The sequence below is a fragment of the Parabacteroides gordonii MS-1 = DSM 23371 genome, assembly GCF_000969825.1.
Taxonomy (GTDB): Bacteria; Bacteroidota; Bacteroidia; order Bacteroidales; family Tannerellaceae; genus Parabacteroides; species Parabacteroides gordonii.
In genome coordinates this window covers 1295229-1315755 of record NZ_KQ033920.1, presented here as the reverse complement: position 1 = coordinate 1315755, position 20527 = coordinate 1295229, and the positions used below count along the sequence as shown (strand labels likewise).

Here is a 20527-nt window from a genome sequence, read left to right as displayed (position 1 = left end):
CCAATAAACAAGTTGGCTTCATGGGCATATAGAGTTGAGGATAGAGGTACTAAGGTATGCTGGTAGAACACTGGTTAGCTAGATATGCTTACACCACAAAAAGTACTTGATACACTTAAGTAATAAACAATATAGATAAATCAAAATGAAATACTTACTCGTAGTGGCTCATCCTGATGATGAGACTCTTGGTGCTGGTGCGTCAATGTGGAAATGGTCACATCAAGGTGATGTGGTTGATGTATGTATCATGTGTACAGAGGCGAAGGCGCGTGCTTTCCGTCCAGAGGATAATGAGTTGGAGGATGATACGAATGCCTCAAATAAATTTTTGGGCGTGAATCGTATCTATGAGGGAACGTTCCCTAATATAGAGATGAATACAGTGTCGCATCTGAAATTGGTACAATTCATAGAGAGTGCCATAAGGAAGAGTGAGCCGGATGTTATCATCACCCATCACCCTGCAGATACGAACAATGACCATCTGCAAACCTCGATGGCGTGTCAGGAGGCTATCCGATTGTTCCAACGCAGACCCGAGGTGAAGCGTGTCAAGGAGTTCTGGTACATGGAGGTTCCTTCGTGTACAGAGTGGAAAATCAACAATGCGATGGTGACGTTTAATCCTAACTGCTATGTGGAGGTTGGTAAGGAAGGAGTGGATGCTAAGATAAAGGCGCTCTCCATGTACCGTGGCGTGATGCGTTCTTATCCTCATCCTCGCTCAGCAGAATATATCACTGGTCTTGCAGCTATACGTGGCGGACAGTGGGGTTGCGAATATGCGGAAAGCTTCGAGGTGGTATTGCGACTTTATTGAGTTGCAATCATAATGAACTGTTGAATATGGAAAAACACTTTGTTGTAGTCTGGAAATTTGTAGAGGTTTCTCGCGTGACCCTTTGTCCGTGCGAAGGCAAATATGGGGTGCAGAGCTCGTTGGGTGTGTGGCATAGCGTGGATGTAAAAGAGCCAAGCACCATCTTTGAAGCTAAAGATGGTGCATATATGGCGTAGACTAACTGATGAGTATTTCTATCTTTTGAAGAAAAAGTAAGTTATGATAAAATCTGACACATGGCAGGTTGACAGATCCAAAGATGTAATGACTTTGCGGGAGTATAAACTTCAAGAGTTACATCGGTTTACCAAATCTTTGGTAGTTGTATATGATACAGAGAAAAGTGAGTGTGCGATGCTTAAAGATTTGTTGGAAAAGATAGCAGCACATACAATGGAAGCCATAAAAAACGGAGGACCATTCTATACTACATCTGAAGTTTTTGATTCTATTGACCGGAAATTTGGATGGAAGTAATTGGGATGCTGTTCTGTCAAGCTGATACAAAGCTATACCGGAGTCGTTAATAAAATGGTTTGGAGGAAATATTGAAACAAAAGTCATGCAACTAATTAATTCAACTTTATTAAACGAAGTAACGAAGCAAGCCCAGGAATCCCCCCGCTTGCGTATGAACCATAACTTCCATGAATCTTTGGATGCTAAGGCTCAGCGTTTGCTGAATGCATTGGAGCCGGGGACTATACTTCCCTCATCAGAAGGGAGAGGAGGCTCAGGTTATGGAAACCGATGCATTTAGCCGGTATATAAAAATAACCCTTGTTATGTGAACGGTGTGAGCAAATCTTTATATCATGATTATATAAAAAAGAATAAAAACTGCCGTAAAAAAATTACAGTAGTTGTTCTTTCTTATATATTTGTTGTGAACTTAACGAAATAATATCTATGCTTAGGAAATTTAGAGTTTCTAATTTTAAATGTTTCCAAAATGATTTTGAATTTGATCTTTCGGAAACGAATGGTTATTCATTTAATTCACAATGTGTGAAAAATGGAATAGTGAATGCTGCGCTTATTTATGGGCATAACGGCATGGGGAAATCAAATCTGGGATTAGCTATTTTTGATATTATTGAACATCTGACTGATCAAAGAAGAGAAGAGCGTAGATATAGAAATTATGTAAATGCTTATAGTACCTCGCCTACGGTTGATTTTTATTACGAATTTCTTATTGATAATAAGGTTGTAAAGTATATTTATAAAAAGAGTGATTATAAGGTTTTGGTTTATGAGGAGTTTGCAATAGATGATACAGTCCTGGTGTCATTTGATAGGACAAACGGGAATACTAACTTCTCTGTTTGGCTGAAAGGTGCAGAAAGTCTGAAAACTATGATTAATGATCCTCAATTATCTGTTTTGAAGTATATTAAAAACAACACAGTACTGGAGGAAAATGAACAAAACAATATATTTAAAGCCTTTTTCTCCTTTGTAGAACATATGTTGTTTTTTCGTTCGTTGGAAGATCGGACCTATATGGGATTACAGGATACCGGAAAGAGATCGTTGACGGAAGATATTATCGAATGGGGGAATGTTGAGGATTTTGAGTTTTTTCTAAATAAGGCAAATATTAGTTGCAAGCTTTCTGTAGTAGAATCATTGGATAGAAAAGATTTGGCATTTGATTTTAATGGGAAGAAGTTGTTGATGACTGAGATTATGTCAACAGGAACAAGTGCACTTACTCTTTTTTACTGTTGGTATCAGCGAATACGAAAAAATGAGGTGTCTTTTTTATTCATAGATGAATTTGATGCTTTTTATCATCATGATCTATCTAAGATGATAGTGGAAACATTGAAAGAAATAGGGGTTCAGTTTATTTTGACTACTCATAATACGTCTATCCTTTCTAACGACTTATTACGTCCGGATTGCTATTTCTTGATGAATAAGAAGAAAATCAAATCTTTGTCGAATAGCACAGATAAAGAATTGAGGGAAGCACACAATATTGAGAAAATGTATAAAGCAGGAGCATTCAATGTCGACTAATATTTTGTTTGTCTTTGAAGGAGAAAGGGCTGAGAAGGTGATTGCTGAAAGTCTGGAAAAGTCCGTTTTTAAGGATGAAAAAATAATCAAGTGCGCTTTTGCTGCAGATATTTATCAGCTATATGCTACTTTTGTTACAGATGAATATTTGGATATGTTTAGCTATATTAAAGCATTGAATGAACAGAATGCCAAGGTGCTTGAAGATTATAATAGAGATGATTTTTCGGAAATTCATTTATTCTTTGATTATGATGGTCATGCAACAGCTAACAAAGGGAAACCAGGCGATGAAAAGATAAAAGAAATGTTGACTTACTTTGATAACGAGACAGAACAAGGTAAACTCTATATTAGCTATCCAATGGTGGAGGCCATCAGGCATTTTAAGGATCATGACAGTTTTAGGGACTTGTGTGTAAAATGTAAAGGAAGGAATTGCCCTAATCAAGAAGATTGTAAGGAGGTGGCTACCTGTTTGAGTGAACCTCATTATAAAACGCGGGTAGGTAATGAATGTCCTAAAATGTCGAATATTCATCAATATAATTCAGAGTGTTGGAATACCCTTATAAAGGCGCATCTTTTTAAGATGAATTATGTGGTCAATGATTCTTATTCTTTACCGGAAGAGTTGGTGTCACAATTTGTGATCTTTGAGAAACAAATAGAAAAATATATCGGACAACCGTGTCCCAAAGTTGCGGTGTTGAGTGCATTTCCTCTTTTCGTGTTTGATTATTTTGGATGTAAAGAAATTATCCGCAGGTTAACATGATTTTTCAAACAGATTTGAGCAAAATTTAAACAGGCTCTTATGAAATAGACAGGGAGTGCATCCCTGACACACCCCCTGTTTCCCTCGAAAGGGAAGGATCGCTTACGCAATAAACCATTTATACAAACACCCGACCCCGCCCATCAGCATCAAGCTATATCCGGACATTCCGAGCCAGTCGGCTTCCCGGTTTTTCCGGCTTCCCCAGTCTCCCTGGGCGAGAGCGAGAGTATCGCCCCGATGCAGGTCAGGGTCACTTCCGTCTCCCGCATCAGGAGGGAGAGGAGGCTCAGGAGGAGCAGGCAGAGGATGAGGACAGGGGCAGTCACCGGCTGCCGGCTTTCGCTTGCGGGGAAAGATGATCCGGGCAAGCTGGGTGAGGAAGTTGAGAATTGTTTCAAGGACATTCATGATAATAATTTATTAATTAGGTAATAACCGTTCTATCGACTTGCAAATCGATACCAGCATACGCTGATAAGCGGCACGGTTGTCGCCATTCACTTCGCTGATGTATTTGCTGTACGCGATCTCCTTGGCGTAAGCTGAAGGACAGAAGGTGAGCGTGGCAGCCACGGGATAGGCCGAGTGGATCAGACGGGCGAAATCGAGAAAACTATCTTCGGCTGTGAGATACCGGCGGAACCAAAGAGCCGGTCGGCCTCCTGTGGCAGACAAGTCTGTCCGCCCACCATCCCAGAAAGGATTAGGACGGCCGTAGGCGGTGATACCGAAAAAGTTATTATACTCCTTGGCCAGCGAGCTTTCGCCCCAACCCGTTTCAATAGCCGATTGAGCCAGGATGATGATCGGATTCATTCCGAACCGCTCTCCCGCCTTTTGGGCGAGAGGCAGGTACTGTTTGATGTAATTCTGCTTTGTCATGATATTATTCGATTACCGGACGGTCGTCTTCACCTTCCGAGGGGGTGGTAACTGAACCAGGAATGGCCCATTTTTCAAAACTGGCATCGCGAACAAGGTTCATTAACATCGTTCCCGGATAGAAAACGATATGAGCACGGTTGAACAAAGAGGTCTTAAACTCTTCTTCAGTAGCAGCCCCTTTACTACCGGCTACCATACGGAAGCTGCCGAAATCGCCCAAATGGATCGATTCGCCATCGGCAAGGGATTCATTCATGACGGTGATAAAACCGTCTAAAACCAGTAGAATATCACCGCGGCTGGCTGTGCTGTATTTGCTGATACGGGCGCAGATACGGTTGAGATCTACTTTTTTGGTAATACTGGTCTGGGCAAAGTAGAGCTCGGTTCCTTCGGCAGCCCCCTTGCTCATGTCCTTACGTTTTACAAGTCTGTACTTTAATGGCATAGTTTGGAATTTAAAAATTAATAATTGAAAATTGTTGGTTATCGATAACATTACAAAGGTACGGTGGCCTGAAAACCCACAGACAGATAGGTGCAGTAACAGTGGGATAGGAGCAGATAACGACAGTTAATTAATTGGCTTCAGAACACGGGTGTTTCAACGTTAAAACATATATGTTTTAAACGCGAAACATGTATGTTTTGCATATAAAGGGTATATCATTTCACAATCTCGCAGGCTATATGGATGCCTAATTGGAGAATGAATATGATTAATAATATAAACAAGCAAATTGTACAAAGAATAATCGTTTTTTTAAAAAGACCGTTCGTGAAATAACGGGGAAATATTTGTCGTATCCTTCCCTGGAAGAATCGATTGAAAGAGTGAAGAATAACAGCCATTATATTTTATTACTGGCTTTGTTGTTAGGGGATCCGGAGATAAGAAAAAGGAAAACATGGAACGCTTTGGCTAAATCGTTTTTTACTAATTACAGGGAGAAGATATTGCACCATTGCGGATATGATGCCGGGCCGGCTAATCTGGAGCGAATCCGGATAGTGGAGCCGAAATTGTTTATCGAGTATATGTCGGGAATGTTTCGATATGGTATGTTTGAAGAGTGTTCGTATGAAGAATTAGCCGGATTTATCAATCTGGTGTTCAATACAGGCTACGAGCAGACCTATATTTGCAACCTGCTGAAAGCGGCCCATGAGGATTATCAGCATATCCATGACGGAATCAAAATGGAGATAAAGCTGGAACCTGCCAGGAGAGAAGGAATTTTAAGTAATTAACAAGCTGATATATCGCTTGTTAGATTGTGAAATATACGCGAAAAACAGTTTTTTATATACGAAACCTACTGTCTATCTTTGTTTTAGTCGTTGATATACGGTCTTATTTTCCGAAAAAATGGAAAAATCTTGTATTTATAAATTTCTTATAAAAAGAAATACTTCTTACTATATTAAAGAGGAACCGTTTCCGGTCGAATAGAAAGCAAATAGAGTGTAGGGAAGAAGCGAGATAACTCAATGATTTCTGCAAATAGAAATCGTATAACAACGTAAATACTAACAGATATTAATATTTACGGTTATGAACAAAGATCTTCAAAACAGTAGCCAGGTAACAGATTTCCTGGGAAAAGCGTTTATCAAAATGCCGCGCAAGTTATTAAACCTGTCTTTGCATCCGGAGAAAAAAAAGTGTCAGTTGGCCCGTATATATATGGCACTGATCACATTGAGTTTCTTTCGTGATGGAATAGTGATGCTGGGAAAAAACAAACATGTTTGCCGTAGGGGAGAATATGTGGGTACTTATTTGGAACTGGCCCGTTTCACGGCTATCAGTCTCGGTTCGGTAGGTTATTACCTGAAGATACTTGAAATGGAAAAACTGATCGTGTTGAACGCAGTAAAGGGAGGTACCCGTATCGGGATTTGTAATTATGATCTTTTCTCCGGGCACGAACCGGAAATGAACGGTGGGCAGGATGCTTCGGCCGGAGAAGCCGGACGCAGGATGGCCGACGTTGAACGTACAATGGGAGGTCGAAACATGCAGGATATGAATCCGGAGGAAAGGGGGTATGCCTGATGGATGCGGATAAAACGAATAATACGGAAATGGCAGGTATGACCATTGCCGAACTGGAAAGTACGCTGGTTTGTTGCCTGATGACTTCATTGGATGCTCCGATGCAGGTTTCCACGATGTTACGTAAGGAGATGTTTTCGGATAAATCGCTGGGATTTGTCTTCGGTGTGATCATGGATTTGTACGATCATGGTGTGCAGCCGGATATGGTGACGGTCGAAACCGGAATGCGCCGGCTGGATGAAGCCCACTGGAAGGAACTGAACGGATTGTCGTTCCTGCTTCCGGCTATGCTGAATGTGCGCAATGCGGAGAATGTAATACGTTATGCCGAAGAGGTTAAACGGCAATATAAATTACGCTGTCTGATGCAGTTGTTCGTGACTTTGAATTTTAGTTCCGGGAAATTCGATGCCGATCCCGACAAGCTGATTGCGGAAGCGGAACAGTCGTTGCAGGAGCTTCGGCGCGACACTGTCGGGGGAAAAGTGATGCGTACGGTAGGAGAATTGGCGGAGGAAGCTTTACAATGGCATAATAGGCGTGCCGAGGCATCGGAGGATGTGACCCGTTTATTGACCGGGATAGAGGAGCTTGACTATGTAACGGGTGGTTTGCACAGGGGCGAAATCCTCATTCTGGGTGGTCGTCCGAGTGACGGGAAGACTGCAGTGGCACTACATATAGCCGTCAATGCAGCGAAGGAAGGGAAACATGTCTGTTTGTTCAGTCTCGAAATGTCGGATTTGCAGATGCTGAACCGTATCCTGGCCGGTATGACGGACGTGGATCCGGATCATTTGCGGATCAGCGGACTGACCGATAAGGAACTGGAGCAATTGAAAGAAGCAAGCCGCAAACTGGAACATCTTCCTCTTTATATGGATTATACGCCTTGTAACACCGTCAGCGATATACGTGCCAAAGTGATGCTGAAAAGCAAACAAGGGGAGTGTGATCTGGTGGTAATCGATTATTTGCACCTGTTGTCGTCTGTCCGCCAGAAGAATGAAACGCAGGATCAGGTTGTGGGGCGTAATGTGGTAGCCCTAAAACAGCTGGCCTTGGAGGCCAATTGTCCGGTACTGCTTGTTTCGCAGATGAACCGGGCCTGTGATACACGTGCCGACAGGGCACATATCCCGGTGATGAGCGACCTGAGGGATTCGGGTACGATCGAGCAGGTGGCGGATTGTGTCGTATTTGTTTACCGTCCCGAGAAGCATGGCATTACGAAAGATGAGCGGACGGGTGAAAGCCTGGTAGGAGTAGGTAAACTCTATATTGTGAAGAACAGAAACGGGGCGACCGGCATTGCACGGTTCCGTTATAATCCTTCGTATACAAAAATCACGGACTATCGTAATACTGCAACATCATGACACATCAAGAAATAAACAATATAAAACAGTCGGCTCCGCAGATCGAAGAGGTCATCGGACGGTATGTGCAGCTGACACGGAAAGGCAAAAGCCTGCTGGGGCTTTGTCCGTTCCATGAAGATCACCATCCTTCTTTGTCCGTTAATCCGGAGAAGCAATATTTTACCTGTTTTGCATGCGGGGAGAAAGGGGATGTGATCCATTTTTTACAGAAGATAGAAGGGCTGTCGTTCGGGGAAGCGATGAAGAAATTAAAAATTGAAAATGGAAAATTGAAAATTAAATCTGAGGTTAAACCCGAAGTCAAATTGACAAAGCGGGTATGTGAAACAGAGAAACGAAACCTTCTGTTTTTTTCGTCTCTCCTCCCAGCCGCTTCCGGAGACTCGGATCTGACTCCGACCTGGCTTGATTTTGGGGTAGGAACTTCACCGGCTATGGTTGTCGGGGAATGGAAAGCGATGCGTAACCGGCTGGTATTCCCGATACGGGATGAAGAAGGTATACTGGTAGGATTTGGGGCGCGTCGACTGACGGAGACCTCAGGCTCTCCTAAATATATCAATTCGCCGACCAGTGAACTTTATCGTAAGAATGAGATCCTTTACGGATTGCATATCGCCCGTAAGGTGATCAGGGAAAAACAATATGCCATACTGGTAGAAGGCTACAAAGACGTGCTGGCGATGCATGCAGCGGGATTCAGGAATACAGTGGCGCTTTGCGGTACAGCTTTATGCGACGGTCATATTGCGTTGCTGAAGAAATATACATCACGGGTGCTGGTGATGCTGGATGCAGATACTGCCGGAAGAAAAGCTTCGGAAAAGGCCGTTTATCTTCTTAGGATGCAGGGCATACGGGCTTACGGGGTAGAATTACCGGAGGGAGAGGATCCCGACTCGTTGTTCCGGCTTTGGGGAAAAGACCGGTTTACCGGTTATCTCCGGAAAAAGCTTGTACAGGACTCTCCTTCGGAAGAGGCTTTGTTATTGGAACGTATCCGGACAGGGATACAGACGTTGTCCGGCATTACGGATACAACGGATAGGATGCAGGCACTTCGTCGCCTGAATATCGGGATTGCTCACCTGGCCGGTCTGTCGCGGAGGCAGAAACGTCCGGCCACTATGGACTGGAGGTGGGTATGAAACGGGAAGATGAAAAAGGCAAGATAAAGTCTGTGGAAGAAGAAGAGGAAAGAAAGTGGAAGAACCGCAGTTTTACCTGGATGGAACTAGGCGTGTTGTATAGTCCGACACTTACTCCCGCGGCTGCTTCGCGCCGGTTGAAAGCCTGGGTGATGGCGAATGGCGGTTTGATCCGTTGCTTGACAAAGACAGGCTGGAACCGTACGCAACGTATTCTTACACCACGCCAGGTAGGGTGTATTGTGGAGGTGCTGGGAGAACCTTAAAAGAATGTATCAATGATGAATATATCAATCCGGTTAAAGAAACTGGTTCTATCTGCCTGTTTGCTGCTGATGGCAGCTTGCCTTCACGCTCAATATTCATTGGGAGTGACGGGGTTGTTGACAATCCCGACAGCAGACATGCAGGCAGACGGAACTTTTATGGGAGGGGCTAATTTTCTGCCTGAAGCAATGATGCCTTCCAACTGGGAGTATAATACCGGGAATTATTTTGTGAATATAACTTTCCTGCCGTTCCTGGAAGTGGCCTATCGTTGCACTTTGCTTCATGGGGAGTTCGAGAAGGGGAGTAAATGGAATCAGGATCGTTCCGTATCATTGCGTTTTCGTCCATTGAAAGAGGGGAAATGGTGGCCGGCCATCGTGGTAGGATCGAATGACGCGTTTACTACCGGCGAACTGAATATGTTTAAGAATGCTGCAGGCAACCGCTTTTTCTCGTCTGTATATATTGTCGGGACAAAGCATCTGTCATTGGGTGGCCATGACCTGGGATTTTCCCTGGGGGGGAATATCCCGTTTCGTAAAGATAGTTACCGGAAAGGTATTTTCGGTGGAGTGGGTTATAGTCCGGCTTTTTTGAGGCCTGTTACACTGATGGCCGAATATAATGCGGAAGCGGTTAGTATAGGGGCTGCCGCACAGCTTTTCAATCATTTCTCTTTACATGTTTTTTGTTACGATTTCAAAGCTGTCTCTGCGGGGATAAGGTACGAATTTAAATGGTGAAAATATATCATATACTCTGTTTACTCCTTCTGGGCAACCTGTTCTGTTGGAAAGGGAATGCGACGGTGGAGGATAGGCTTGTCAGTCTCGGTATGGAGAATGTAAAGGTTGTGGCACAGGCTGACGGGGTTTGTATCGCTTATGAGGACAATGTGTACCGGGGTACTTATCGCGGTTTGTTTGACGTGATCCGGACTTTGCTGAATGATCCGGATGTCGAAGGAGATATACGATTGGTCGTATTGGAAGACCGGATACCTCAGATTACAGTATCGTTAAGTCGGGAAGCCTTGGTCGCTTACCGACAGGAAGAGGTATCGCTGGCAGCCGTGATGAAGGGGCTGGCGATCAGTTACGATACGGATGAGGTGATGAAGATTTTGAAAGGGGCGAAAGCGGTGAACCGCTCGGCCGGAAAGGTCGATCTGGTATTGTATCCGCAGGTCAAACTGCAAAACTCCTGGTTGGATAAGATATACGGAACGGTGTTGAATATCGCTCCGGCTGTGGAGGTGGGGCTTTGGAAAGGAGCTTCTTTCACTGGACAGGTTATCTTCCCGGTGTGGAATAACCTGGTGGGAGAGATGGATTATATCCGTGCCGGGATGCTGGTGTTGCGTCAGGAGATCCGTTTGCCGAAGAATATATTTGCCGCATTGAGTGTGGGTAATTTTAACCAGAACCGGATTGGTGCAGACCTGGATCTTTTGTATCGAACCAATTCGGATCGCTGGGCTTTCGGGTTGACCGGAGGACTGACCGGTTCGTCTACATTCTACGGCGGCAAATGGGAGGTGACGCAATGGAAGAGGATCAGCGGTTCGGCACTGGTACGTTATAATGAGCCGTATTATAATTTGCAGTTCGATCTGTCGGCTCATCGCTTCATCTATGGAGATTATGGGGTGCGTGGGGATTGCAGCCGCCATTTCGGGGAAGTGACGGTGGGTGTATTTGCCATGTATTCCGGTGGGGAGGCGAACGGCGGTTTCCATTTTGCTATTCCCTTGCCACGCAAAAAACGCAGTAAACATAAGGCTGTGCGGGTACGTTTGCCGGAATATTTCGACTGGCAGTATGAAGCACAGTCCGGCCCCTGGTATACCTCACGGAAGCTAGGACGCTCTTACAAAACACGTCCGGATGAAAACAGGAGCCGGGGGTATTACAATCCTGATTTTATTAAAGATAACCTGGTCGATCTGGCTGAACAGTCAAAATAGTATCAAAATAATTATAAACAAAAAAGAAGACAAAATGAGAACGAACAAGTATTTAGTTGTCAGCATGGCTATGTCTCTTGCTGTGACAATTGGTGTAGGATTTAGTTCCTGTAAGAAAGACGAACCGACTCCTGTCATTGTGGAAAATCCGCTGGATGCGGAGGTCTATTATATTGCCGGGAAAGTGATATCGGAGAACAACGCTCTCGAGGGTGTAAAAGTCAGTGCTTCGAGCGTTGAAGCAACAACGGCTGCAGATGGTACGTTCCAGTTGGAAATGAAATCGAAAGATGATTGTATCGTTACTTTCGAAAAGAGTGGCTATGTGACAGTGACGGCGGAAGTCGGTTTCCCGGCGGATGCTAAAAAACAAAGTATCGTATTACTGTCACAGGAGCTGGAAACAAAAAATCCGCCGGTGACAATTTCCTCCGATGTAGAACAGACGGTGATAGAAGTAAAGCGGAAGATGATCGAGTTGACCTTTCCGGCAGGTGCGGTTAAATCGGCAACAGATATAACGGTAACTGCTTATAAAGAGGGTGCTAAAAAGACTCAGGCAGGTACGGTACGTGCCAGTCTTTCTACTGTAAACTGTGAACCCGACGGCCAGTCGTTTGAGAAACCGATTGAATTGCGGATGAAAAATCCGACAGGCAAAGGTGTCTATTTTGCCGATGTAAAACATTATGTGGAAAAGAATGGCGTGTGGAGTGAGACAGGAGCAGCAGATTATAACGGTAACGGATATTATGTGACTTCCATCGATGGCTTTTCAAATCACTCGTTCGGCGTGCCTTGCTCGTCACAGAAAGGAACTTCCAAGACTGAAAATCTGAAATCGATTGTGATTGATAACCTGGGAAAAATGGATTCGCAGGAACAGTCGATCGACGTAACATCACATTTGGGATGGAAAATAGACGGAACGACAAGCGATTTATTAAAGAAGCAATTGGCCGGTTTGAGCGATAGCGATATTACTGCTTTATCCGGTGCAGTCGAACTGACTCTGGCATCGTTGGTAGGGGGAGCTCCGAGTGTCGGCGAAATGACATTGAAGCGCGATGCCAGAATAAGTGGCGACATGAAAACGACTGTTTCCATTGTCGAACGGACAACGACAACCGTATTTAGTTTTCCGGTCGTATTCGGAGGGCAGACTGTCGCTTTGACTATTCCGGTTGTTAAATACGATGGGGTAGACCTGGTTATAACAACTGAAAAGGGGGCAAGTCATGGAACGCATTCCGGTGGCTCTGTTGAATAAATAATCCGAAACAGAAGAGTATGAAGGTGAAATATATAACTTATCTGGTAGTCTGCATGGCGGCGTTTTTATCCGCCTGCACGTCTACTAAGAAAATTATCTATCTGCAGGATGTCATTCCTTTAAAACAGCAGGAGATCGAGCAGAAATATGAAGTGATTATCCATAGCGATGACCTGCTGGCTATTATGGTGAACAGTCGTGATCCGGAACTGGCATTGCCATTCAATATGCCGATGATAACTTATCAGTTAGGTTCTGCCAGTAATGGTCAGCAACGTGTATTAGGGTATTTGGTGGATACGAACGGTAATATCGATTTCCCGATTCTGGGACAGATCCATGCGGAAGGATTGACACGTATGCAATTGACGGAGCTGATCAAGAACAAACTGATTGAAGGCGACCTGATCAAGGATCCGATCGTGACGGTACAGTTTCTGAATTTTAAAATTTCTGTGATGGGGGAAGTTAGCCGTCCGGGCAGTTTTTCTATTTCCGGTGACCGTATCACCTTGTTGGAGGCATTGAGCATGGCGGGCGACCTGACCATCTACGGACGTCGCGACCGGGTAGGGGTGATCCGTGAAAACGACGGAAAGCGTACGATCCTTTTCCATGACCTGCGCTCGGCAGATATATTTAACTCTCCTTGCTATTATTTGCAGCAAAACGATATTGTGTATGTGGAACCGAACAAGGCGAAGGCAGGCCAGAGCAGCATTAACCAGAATAACTCCATCGGTGTCTGGGTGTCTGTTATTTCATTGCTGACGACAATCGCGGTATTAATATTTAAATAATCGGAGAACCTAATGAATTCTGAACAAGAAACTACTTATTTGAGAGGGGAAGAAAACGAACTGAATCTGAAAGATCTTTTCCATATTGTCCTGGCTAACTGGTACTGGTTCCTTTTATCCGTTCTGATTTGTTGCGGAGCGGCCTTCCTGTATCTGAAATGGGCGCCGAAAGTGTATACGCGTACGGCTTCGGTTCTGATAAAAGATAATACGAAGGGAGGCGGCCTGAGTGAATCGGCTGCTTTTGAAGAATTGAACATGTTCAATGTCAAAAGTAATGTGGACAACGAAGTGTTGGTGTTCAAGTCGAAGCGATTGATGAGTATCGTGGCCGAACGCTTGAACCTGGATATCGGTTATACGGTGAAAGAGGGGTTGCGTACGGTCGAACTCTATACCCAGTCACCTATTGCCGTGCAGTTTCCGGAAGCGGAGGCGACACAGGCTTTTTCGTTGAATGTGACACCTTTGACGGAGACGGAAGTGATGTTGTCGGATTTTTCAACGGACGAGACAAAAATGTTGAAGGTGGTGTTGAACGATACGGTGATTACATCTATCGGAAAGCTGGTGGTTACTCCGACCTTGTATTATTCGGATAAATATTTCGGCAAGCCGGTGGCTGTTGTGAAAAAGAACAGGGTGGATGTTGCTTTGGGTTACAGTAATACCCTTCAGGTGGCATTAGCCAGTAAAACGGCAACGATCATTAACCTGACCTTGCAGGATGTTTCTATTCCACGGGCAGAGGATGTATTGAATATGTTGATCGCTGTCTATAATGAAGATGCGATAAACGATAAGAACCAGGTGACGGTGAATACTTCCGATTTTATCAATGACCGTCTGATCATTATTGAAAAAGAATTGGGAAGCGTTGATGCCGATATCGAGACCTATAAACGGGAAAACCAGTTGACCGACATCAGTTCCGAAACAGGGATGTATCTGCAGGAGAGCAGCCAATACAGCCAGGAAGGGCTCGGTTTGGAGAACCAGCTGACTTTGGCTAAATATATCCGCGATTACCTGATAGACCCGCATAAAAGCTCGGATCTGATACCAGCTAATACCGGTATTGCAGATGTGAATATCGAAGGCCAGATTAGCGAATATAACAACCTGCTACTGAAGCGTGACAAACTGATCAGTAACAGTAGTAATAAGAATCCGGTAGTAATGGATTTGAACAATTCGTTGGGAGCAATGAAGCAGACTATTATCCGGGCCATCGATAACCTGATTGTCGGTCTGAATATCAAAATAAAGAATATCAAGGAACGGGAGGCACAGACCAGCCGCCGTATTTCGGCTGTACCGACGCAACAGAAATATGTGTTGTCGGTTGAGCGTCAGCAGAAAATTAAGGAAGAATTGTATCTCTACCTATTGAATAAGAGGGAAGAGAATGCTTTGTCGCAGGCAATTACCGAAAGTAATGCCCGTGTCATCGATGCGGCCCAGGGGAGCAGAAACCCGATAGCGCCAAAATCGATGATGATTCTACTGGCGGCTGTGGTGCTTGGACTGGCTATTCCGTCAGGGATTATTTGGTTGCTGGTGGTTATGAACACGACTGTACGTACACGCAAGGATATAGAAGATGCTGTATCGATCCCATTCCTGGGAGAGATACCTTTACGTGACAAGAAGAATAAGGATGAGATAGTGGTGCGTGAGAACGGACGCGACAGTATTTCGGAAGCATTCCGTATTGTACGTACGAATATGGATTTCATGCGTGTGAAAGCGAAGGACATGAAAGTGGTGATGTTCACTTCTTTCAACCCGAATGCCGGTAAGACATTTGTGTCGATGAACCTGGCCATGAGCTTTGCTTTGACCAGTAAGAAGGTGATGCTGGTCGATCTCGATATTCGTAAGGGTACCCTTAGCAGCCATGTTAGTGGTGCCACTAACATGGGGATAACTAATTATTTATCCGGGAAAGTGGATAATATAGATTCTATCATCGGGAAAGAGGAACTTGCGGAGAACCTGGATATTATTCATACCGGGCCTGTGCCTCCTAATCCGTCCGAACTATTGTTGAGTACTCGTTTGGAAACTCTGATCGAAGAGTTGAAGAAGCGGTATGATTATATCATTCTGGATAATGTGCCGGCCGGTTTGGTGGCCGATGCGGCGATTGTAAATCGTGTGGCTGACCTAACCATTTATATCCTGCGTGCCGGATTGATGGATCGTCGGCAACTACCTGAGTTGGAAAAACTGTATAAACAGGATAAGTTCAAGAATATGAGTCTGATCCTGAATGGTGTACGCTATAACCATTCAAGTTATGGCTATGGCTATGGCTATGGATACGGTTATGGCTATGGATACGGTTATGGCTACGGGGATGAAAAGAAGAAATAAATATTGAATTTGTTATGTTGACCTGGATTGTACCAAAGAGAAACATTCTTTATACCACATTGCTCGAGGGAATGACAGATGTGCATGCGCACCTGCTTCCCAATGTGGACGGGGGATCGGAGTCTTTAATGGATTCGATAACTGCATTGGAGAGAATGAGGGAGGTCGGTGTGAAACGGATCTTCCTTACTCCCCATATTGCAGAAGAGTGTACGAATAATTCATTAGAACTTTTACTGGCAAAATATTCCATTCTGAAAGAGTGTTGTCCTGCGGATATTGAATTATATCTGGCTGCTGAATATATGTTGGATAATGGTTTTGATGCCCGTAAGAGGGGAAAAGTATTGACTTTTCCTGGTAAGCAGATATTGGTGGAGACTTCCCGTTTGTCGCCACCCGAGAAATACCTGACCTTTTTATTCGATCTTATGCTGGAAGGGTATAAGCCTGTTATCGCTCACCCGGAGCTGTATCAGTATATGATACAGGACGATTATTCTTTTCTGAAAGACAAGGGGTATAAATTCCAGTTGAATTTGTTCTCGTTGGCCGGGCTGTATGGAAAACAAGCCCGGTCGATTGCCCGGAGTCTGTTGGATAAAGGATATTACGATTATGTGGGTTCGGATTTTCACCGACTGGTCGATTATGAGAAAGGTTTGAAAAAGCTCTATTTGTCAGGAAGTCAGATACAACAAATCTACAAACTATTTGATAATAACGATTTGCTTTGGAACAGTGGATCGTTGGCGGAATAAAAATTTTAAAACTGTAAAGATATGATGAACAAAAGAGAGTTGATATACTCTATTGCTGAAAAGACAGGGTATACGCAAAGTGCTGTACGGAATGTTTTGAATACCTTCATTGACACGGTATTTGAAGAAGTTAGATCTGAAAACAAGGTGAGGATAGGTGGCCTTGGAGTTTTTTCTCCTATACTTCAGAAACCGCGTCCTGTCAGGAATCCACAAACAATGGAACCTCTGATGCTTGCACCCAGAAGCACCATGAAATTTCGTGCAGCGGATGACCTGGTCAGAAAATTGAATAAAGAGGAAGAATAGCTACTTTAAGCTTTCATCCGGTTGAATATTTAACTCTGTATTTTCCAATATTATTTCAATTAAAGTCGGAAAATACAGAGTTTTTTTATGCTGAATTCATAAAGATTCGATATGATGACTAAAATAAACGAACGTTTTTTCTAGTCATTTATTTGGTGCAAATATATTTTATATTAAATGAAAAACAAAGCGTTTTTTATCTTTTTATTTCATTGAATTACAGGAGAATATATGTGATTTTTTCGAAAAGTTGCAATAATCATATTATATTGAATTATCGTCTCGGAATAATGACTAGAAAAAACGTTCGTTTATTTTAGTCATTATTTTTTTGTTAAAATGTGAGTGATATTATCTGATATAGTATTAATATTTTTTTGTGATATCTAATATGCGATATAAAAGTAATTATATGGTTGTTTTTGGTGTTATTATGATAATCTGTCGTAAGATGTTTATTAGGCTTTATAGTCCTAAGAGCATGATTTTTATAACAATGATTATCAGTTGTTTATCTGAATTGAATTCTCAGAATATAGCAGTGAAAACAAACATGCTTTATGATTTGACGTCGTCTTTGAATATTGGAGGTGAAATAAAATGCAAAGAAGCCTACTCATTCAGTTCTATTATCAGTTACAACCCGTGGACTTTTGCTGATAACAAGAAGATGAAACATCTGCTTATACAACCGGAATTCAGAAGATGGTTCGGGGAAGTTTTTCAGGGAAGTTTTGTAGGTATACAGGCTCATTATGCGCGTTTTAATTGGGGAGGAATACTATCCGATTATCGTTTTCAGGGAAATCTGGTTGGTGCCGGAGTTTCTTACGGATACCAATGGATGATAAGCCCGTTATGGAATCTGGAAGCTAGCATTGCTTTGGGGTATGCTTATCTGAGTTATGATAAATACAGGCAGGAAAAAGGAACGCCCCGCATAGAAAAGGCGCATACCAATTATGTGGGACCGACACAAATAGGCATATCTCTAATTTACTTTATACAATAAAAAAACGATAAATATGAAAATTAATCCGCTCGTGTTGTTGGGCTTATTTTTTATTAGCAACTCCTTATATGCAAAGGATATTGATGTGGAGATAAAATCGCAATCATGTTTTGTGAAAGGTGATTCGTTGGTGGTATCGGTAAAATGTATTGTCAATACCCATGATTTCACATCAGACGAATCGCTTACCATTATTCCGATGGTAAAAGAGAACAGGCAGGAAAAAGAACTTGCTCCGGTCTTGCTGAACGGTAAAAAAAGACATCGCATATATGAACGGAACCGTGTATTGAATAAACGAAAAGGTATTGAAGGGGAGAAATATTTTCTTGTCAGGGAGCTGTCGGGAGAATATCCTTGTGAAGTGGTCTATCATACGTCTGTGGCTTCCGAAAATTGGATGCGTATGCCGGAACTGTATTTGAAGGTAAACAAGCTGGCTTCTTCCGGGGAAATTGTTCAGGAAACGGTCGGTCTGAAGGAACCGGGAAGGTCATCGGAGGTAAAGAGAGTTACTGCAACCAATGATGTTACACCTTCGCCGAAGGCTTCGGATGTATCCGGTTTAAAGGCTTCATACATTTCTCCGGAAAGCGATGCGACCGATGTCCGGAATCAGAAAGAATTGAATTTTAACCTGGAAGAAGCCAGGGTCGTGGCGGAAATAAATCCCCAGATGCTTTCTTTACGCGAATTGTATATGGTGGCGTTGAGTTATAAAAATGAACCGGGGAAATTTTATCAGATAATAGAAACGAGTGTAAAGATTTACCCGGCTCATCCGGTAGCCAATCTGAATGCGGCAGCGGCAGCTATCGAGCAGGGCAACTGGCAGGCAGCCGGGGAGTATCTGCGGATGGCACCCCATGAAACCCTGGCTTATAAAAATTGCAAAGGGGTGTACGAATTGATGACCGGGAATCTGTATGAAGGCATTCGCCTGCTGAAAGCGGCAAAAGCGGAAGGGTCGGAAGAGGCCGGTATGAATTTGGCTGCATTTTTTGAGAATAATAAACGTCATTAAATGTATAATTATTAACTAAAAGCATTTATCACATGAAAAACAACTTTTTTGCAAAATCAGCATGGCTGTTATGCCTGGTACTGGGTTTGTCCGGCTGCATTAACGATGCGGATGTATTTCCGGAAGATAATTCCGGCTTTGTAGACGGGGGAGAAGGAAATGTCCGGTTTGCTTTTGTCGTTCCTAACAGTTCTTCGAGCAAAGCCGGCAGTGCGGAAACTTCGGGTATTTATGAGACCGGTACTGCCAATGAGTATAATGTAAAGTCGCTTGCCGTTTATCTGTTTAATTCGGATACGAAGGCTTTATATAAAAAGATCTCGCTGGAGAATATAACGCGTACGGCAGGGCCGCAGATTCCGGAAAATGCTCCTTCCGGAAACCAGAGTGAACATATTGTAAAGTACACGGCCAACAGGGTCTTGATAGATCCGGGGACGTATGATATTTTTACGGTTGCCAACGGGGATGTGACAGGTTCTTTCAATACAGAGGACGAGTTTATCAACCTGGTGGACAAATCTACTTATAAAGACGGCTTCGGGGTTTTGACCGAGGATGGTAGTTTATTGATGTCAGGGCGTGCCGACAATAGCGGTTTGTATGAGGGTACTATGGATCCGAATTTGAAAGTGACTATCCGCGAAGTTTTGCCGCCGGCAGAACCTACTATTATAACTATAAATCTGGAGCGGGCTATGGCGAAGGTATTGGTCGGACAGTCGAAAGAGAAATACGAGCTGAAGACTGTTGATGGCGATAAGTATGTTTCCATCAGCCTGTCCGGATTCCAGTATATCAACTTGAGCCGTTGGTTTTACACCTTCCGTCATACGGCGGTCTTGAATGCGAACCAGGCTCCTTCTTCCTATACCATTGCAAATGGAAACTTCGGGGAAATAAATCCTGTTAACGGGTATGTGATCGATCCTTATTTCTTTTCGAAAACAGCAAGCGGAGCTGCCGGTTTCGATAATGCGGACGGATATTATGCTTACCCTTTGAAGACGGTTGCCAAAGAATGGCAGTCTGTACCGGTTAATTCGTTCCATGGTTTTTACTGTCTTGAAAACTGTATGTTCAAAACGAACCAGGTGAATGCTTATTCCACCGGAGTCCGGTTTAAGGCTCGTTTTACACCTGAGACTATTTGGGGAGAGGATAAGAAGGCGACCGATGAGCGACCTGATGTTATTTATTATGCGAACTATAAATTTTATACCGGTATCCAGGCAATGAAAAATGCCGGATTCAGACTGGATGGCATTACGGAAGACTCGTCCGATGAAGAGTTGGCAAAAGTGTTTGTGAAACGTTACCGGAAAGATCCGGAAGTGGCGAGCTATTATTGCTATTATAATTATTGGATCAAGCATCTGGATAATAATAAGGAGAATGAGATGGGAGTTATGGAGTTTGCGATCGTACGCAACAATATTTACCGTTTGATGGTGACCAATATCTCAGAACTCGGCACGGGAACCCCGGAGATCGATCCGGAACAACCGGATGAATATGAAGCTTATCTGAAAATGGATTTTAATGTACTACCCTGGATTGTCCGGAATCAGGGAGGAGACGGAGGAGCAACCCTTAAATAAGT

The 20527-nt window shown here is 43.5% G+C and carries 23 protein-coding genes and 1 pseudogene; 21 read left to right on the top strand and 3 right to left on the bottom strand.

The annotated features are described in order from the left end of the window. The first annotated feature begins 145 nt into the window (after window positions 1-145). The 6 genes and pseudogenes from HMPREF1536_RS22585 (at window position 146) to HMPREF1536_RS26765 (ending at window position 3650) form a co-directional block, all read left to right on the top strand. Window positions 146-823 carry a PIG-L deacetylase family protein gene (locus HMPREF1536_RS22585; RefSeq protein WP_028728176.1) on the top strand — a complete coding sequence of 226 codons (678 nt, stop codon included), beginning with the start codon at window positions 146-148 and terminating at the stop codon, window positions 821-823. Window positions 824-840: 17 nt separating this feature from the next. Continuing rightward, the gene (locus HMPREF1536_RS27280) at window positions 841-1020 is read left to right on the top strand and encodes a DUF6016 domain-containing protein (protein ID WP_233426431.1); all 180 of its coding nucleotides are present in this window, start codon (window positions 841-843) and stop codon (window positions 1018-1020) included. 43 nt (window positions 1021-1063) lie between these two features. After that, the gene (locus HMPREF1536_RS22575) at window positions 1064-1321 is read left to right on the top strand and encodes a hypothetical protein (protein ID WP_028728175.1); all 258 of its coding nucleotides are present in this window, start codon (window positions 1064-1066) and stop codon (window positions 1319-1321) included. A gap of 85 nt (window positions 1322-1406) precedes the next feature. After that, window positions 1407-1556, top strand: a pseudogene (locus HMPREF1536_RS27275) (WbuC family cupin fold metalloprotein); the annotation flags it as partial. Window positions 1557-1753: 197 nt separating this feature from the next. Then, entirely contained in the window at window positions 1754-2872 is a 1119-nt protein-coding gene (locus tag HMPREF1536_RS22570) for an AAA family ATPase (RefSeq protein ID WP_028728174.1), read from the top strand. Beyond that, window positions 2862-3650 (top strand): hypothetical protein, encoded by a 789-nt coding sequence (locus tag HMPREF1536_RS26765; RefSeq protein ID WP_052349849.1) that lies wholly within the window; start codon window positions 2862-2864, stop codon window positions 3648-3650. Before HMPREF1536_RS22570 ends, HMPREF1536_RS26765 begins: the two co-directional genes overlap by 11 nt. 102 nt (window positions 3651-3752) lie before the next feature. Here the strand turns inward: HMPREF1536_RS26765 and HMPREF1536_RS22560 are convergent, their stop codons facing one another. The 3 genes from HMPREF1536_RS22560 to HMPREF1536_RS22550 are packed head-to-tail and all read right to left on the bottom strand — an operon-like array spanning window position 3753 to window position 4986. Further along, entirely contained in the window at window positions 3753-4061 is a 309-nt protein-coding gene (locus tag HMPREF1536_RS22560; protein ID WP_028728173.1) for a hypothetical protein, read from the bottom strand. A 12-nt stretch (window positions 4062-4073) separates the two neighbouring features. Further along, window positions 4074-4535 carry a glucosaminidase domain-containing protein gene (locus HMPREF1536_RS22555; RefSeq protein WP_028728172.1) on the bottom strand — a complete coding sequence of 154 codons (462 nt, stop codon included), beginning with the start codon at window positions 4533-4535 and terminating at the stop codon, window positions 4074-4076. Window positions 4536-4539: 4 nt separating this feature from the next. Next, window positions 4540-4986, bottom strand: a complete 447-nt coding sequence (locus HMPREF1536_RS22550; RefSeq protein ID WP_028728171.1) for an HU family DNA-binding protein — start codon at window positions 4984-4986, stop codon at window positions 4540-4542. A gap of 350 nt (window positions 4987-5336) precedes the next feature. Between HMPREF1536_RS22550 and HMPREF1536_RS22545 the strand changes: the two genes are divergently transcribed. The 15 genes from HMPREF1536_RS22545 (at window position 5337) to HMPREF1536_RS22475 (ending at window position 20525) form a co-directional block, all read left to right on the top strand. Next, on the top strand, window positions 5337-5789 hold the full coding sequence (locus tag HMPREF1536_RS22545) for a hypothetical protein (RefSeq protein WP_028728170.1): 453 nt from the start codon (window positions 5337-5339) through the stop codon (window positions 5787-5789). 304 nt (window positions 5790-6093) lie between these two features. Next, complete coding sequence (locus tag HMPREF1536_RS22540; protein WP_044192442.1) at window positions 6094-6597, top strand: hypothetical protein; 504 nt, start codon at window positions 6094-6096, stop codon at window positions 6595-6597. Then, window positions 6597-7979: a replicative DNA helicase gene (locus tag HMPREF1536_RS22535; RefSeq protein WP_081693341.1), complete on the top strand. Its 1383-nt coding sequence runs from the start codon at window positions 6597-6599 to the stop codon at window positions 7977-7979. Before HMPREF1536_RS22540 ends, HMPREF1536_RS22535 begins: the two co-directional genes overlap by 1 nt. Next, on the top strand, window positions 7976-9130 hold the full coding sequence (locus tag HMPREF1536_RS22530) for a DNA primase (RefSeq protein ID WP_028728167.1): 1155 nt from the start codon (window positions 7976-7978) through the stop codon (window positions 9128-9130). Before HMPREF1536_RS22535 ends, HMPREF1536_RS22530 begins: the two co-directional genes overlap by 4 nt. Further along, window positions 9127-9396 (top strand): DUF4248 domain-containing protein, encoded by a 270-nt coding sequence (locus tag HMPREF1536_RS22525; protein ID WP_044192438.1) that lies wholly within the window; start codon window positions 9127-9129, stop codon window positions 9394-9396. The genes HMPREF1536_RS22530 and HMPREF1536_RS22525 overlap by 4 nt, the downstream gene beginning before the upstream one ends. A 12-nt stretch (window positions 9397-9408) precedes the next feature. Beyond that, window positions 9409-10143, top strand: a complete 735-nt coding sequence (locus HMPREF1536_RS22520) for a YjbH domain-containing protein (protein ID WP_044192436.1) — start codon at window positions 9409-9411, stop codon at window positions 10141-10143. Beyond that, complete coding sequence (locus tag HMPREF1536_RS22515) at window positions 10137-11366, top strand: YjbH domain-containing protein (protein ID WP_052349848.1); 1230 nt, start codon at window positions 10137-10139, stop codon at window positions 11364-11366. Before HMPREF1536_RS22520 ends, HMPREF1536_RS22515 begins: the two co-directional genes overlap by 7 nt. A gap of 34 nt (window positions 11367-11400) precedes the next feature. Continuing rightward, window positions 11401-12636, top strand: a complete 1236-nt coding sequence (locus HMPREF1536_RS22510; protein ID WP_028728163.1) for a hypothetical protein — start codon at window positions 11401-11403, stop codon at window positions 12634-12636. Window positions 12637-12656: 20 nt separating this feature from the next. Continuing rightward, window positions 12657-13439, top strand: a complete 783-nt coding sequence (locus HMPREF1536_RS22505; protein WP_028728162.1) for a polysaccharide biosynthesis/export family protein — start codon at window positions 12657-12659, stop codon at window positions 13437-13439. 12 nt (window positions 13440-13451) lie between these two features. Further along, complete coding sequence (locus HMPREF1536_RS22500; RefSeq protein ID WP_028728161.1) at window positions 13452-15818, top strand: GumC family protein; 2367 nt, start codon at window positions 13452-13454, stop codon at window positions 15816-15818. Between the two features lie 14 nt (window positions 15819-15832). Next, window positions 15833-16579, top strand: a complete 747-nt coding sequence (locus tag HMPREF1536_RS22495) for a tyrosine-protein phosphatase (RefSeq protein ID WP_028728160.1) — start codon at window positions 15833-15835, stop codon at window positions 16577-16579. A 21-nt stretch (window positions 16580-16600) separates the two neighbouring features. Then, the gene (locus HMPREF1536_RS22490) at window positions 16601-16888 is read left to right on the top strand and encodes an HU family DNA-binding protein (protein WP_052349846.1); all 288 of its coding nucleotides are present in this window, start codon (window positions 16601-16603) and stop codon (window positions 16886-16888) included. A gap of 481 nt (window positions 16889-17369) precedes the next feature. Further along, window positions 17370-17900, top strand: a complete 531-nt coding sequence (locus tag HMPREF1536_RS22485; RefSeq protein ID WP_225608043.1) for a DUF3575 domain-containing protein — start codon at window positions 17370-17372, stop codon at window positions 17898-17900. A 13-nt stretch (window positions 17901-17913) separates the two neighbouring features. Further along, complete coding sequence (locus HMPREF1536_RS22480; protein ID WP_028728157.1) at window positions 17914-18924, top strand: DUF3868 domain-containing protein; 1011 nt, start codon at window positions 17914-17916, stop codon at window positions 18922-18924. Window positions 18925-18956: 32 nt separating this feature from the next. Then, window positions 18957-20525: an Mfa1 family fimbria major subunit gene (locus HMPREF1536_RS22475; protein ID WP_044192434.1), complete on the top strand. Its 1569-nt coding sequence runs from the start codon at window positions 18957-18959 to the stop codon at window positions 20523-20525. Window positions 20526-20527 lie beyond the last annotated feature (2 nt).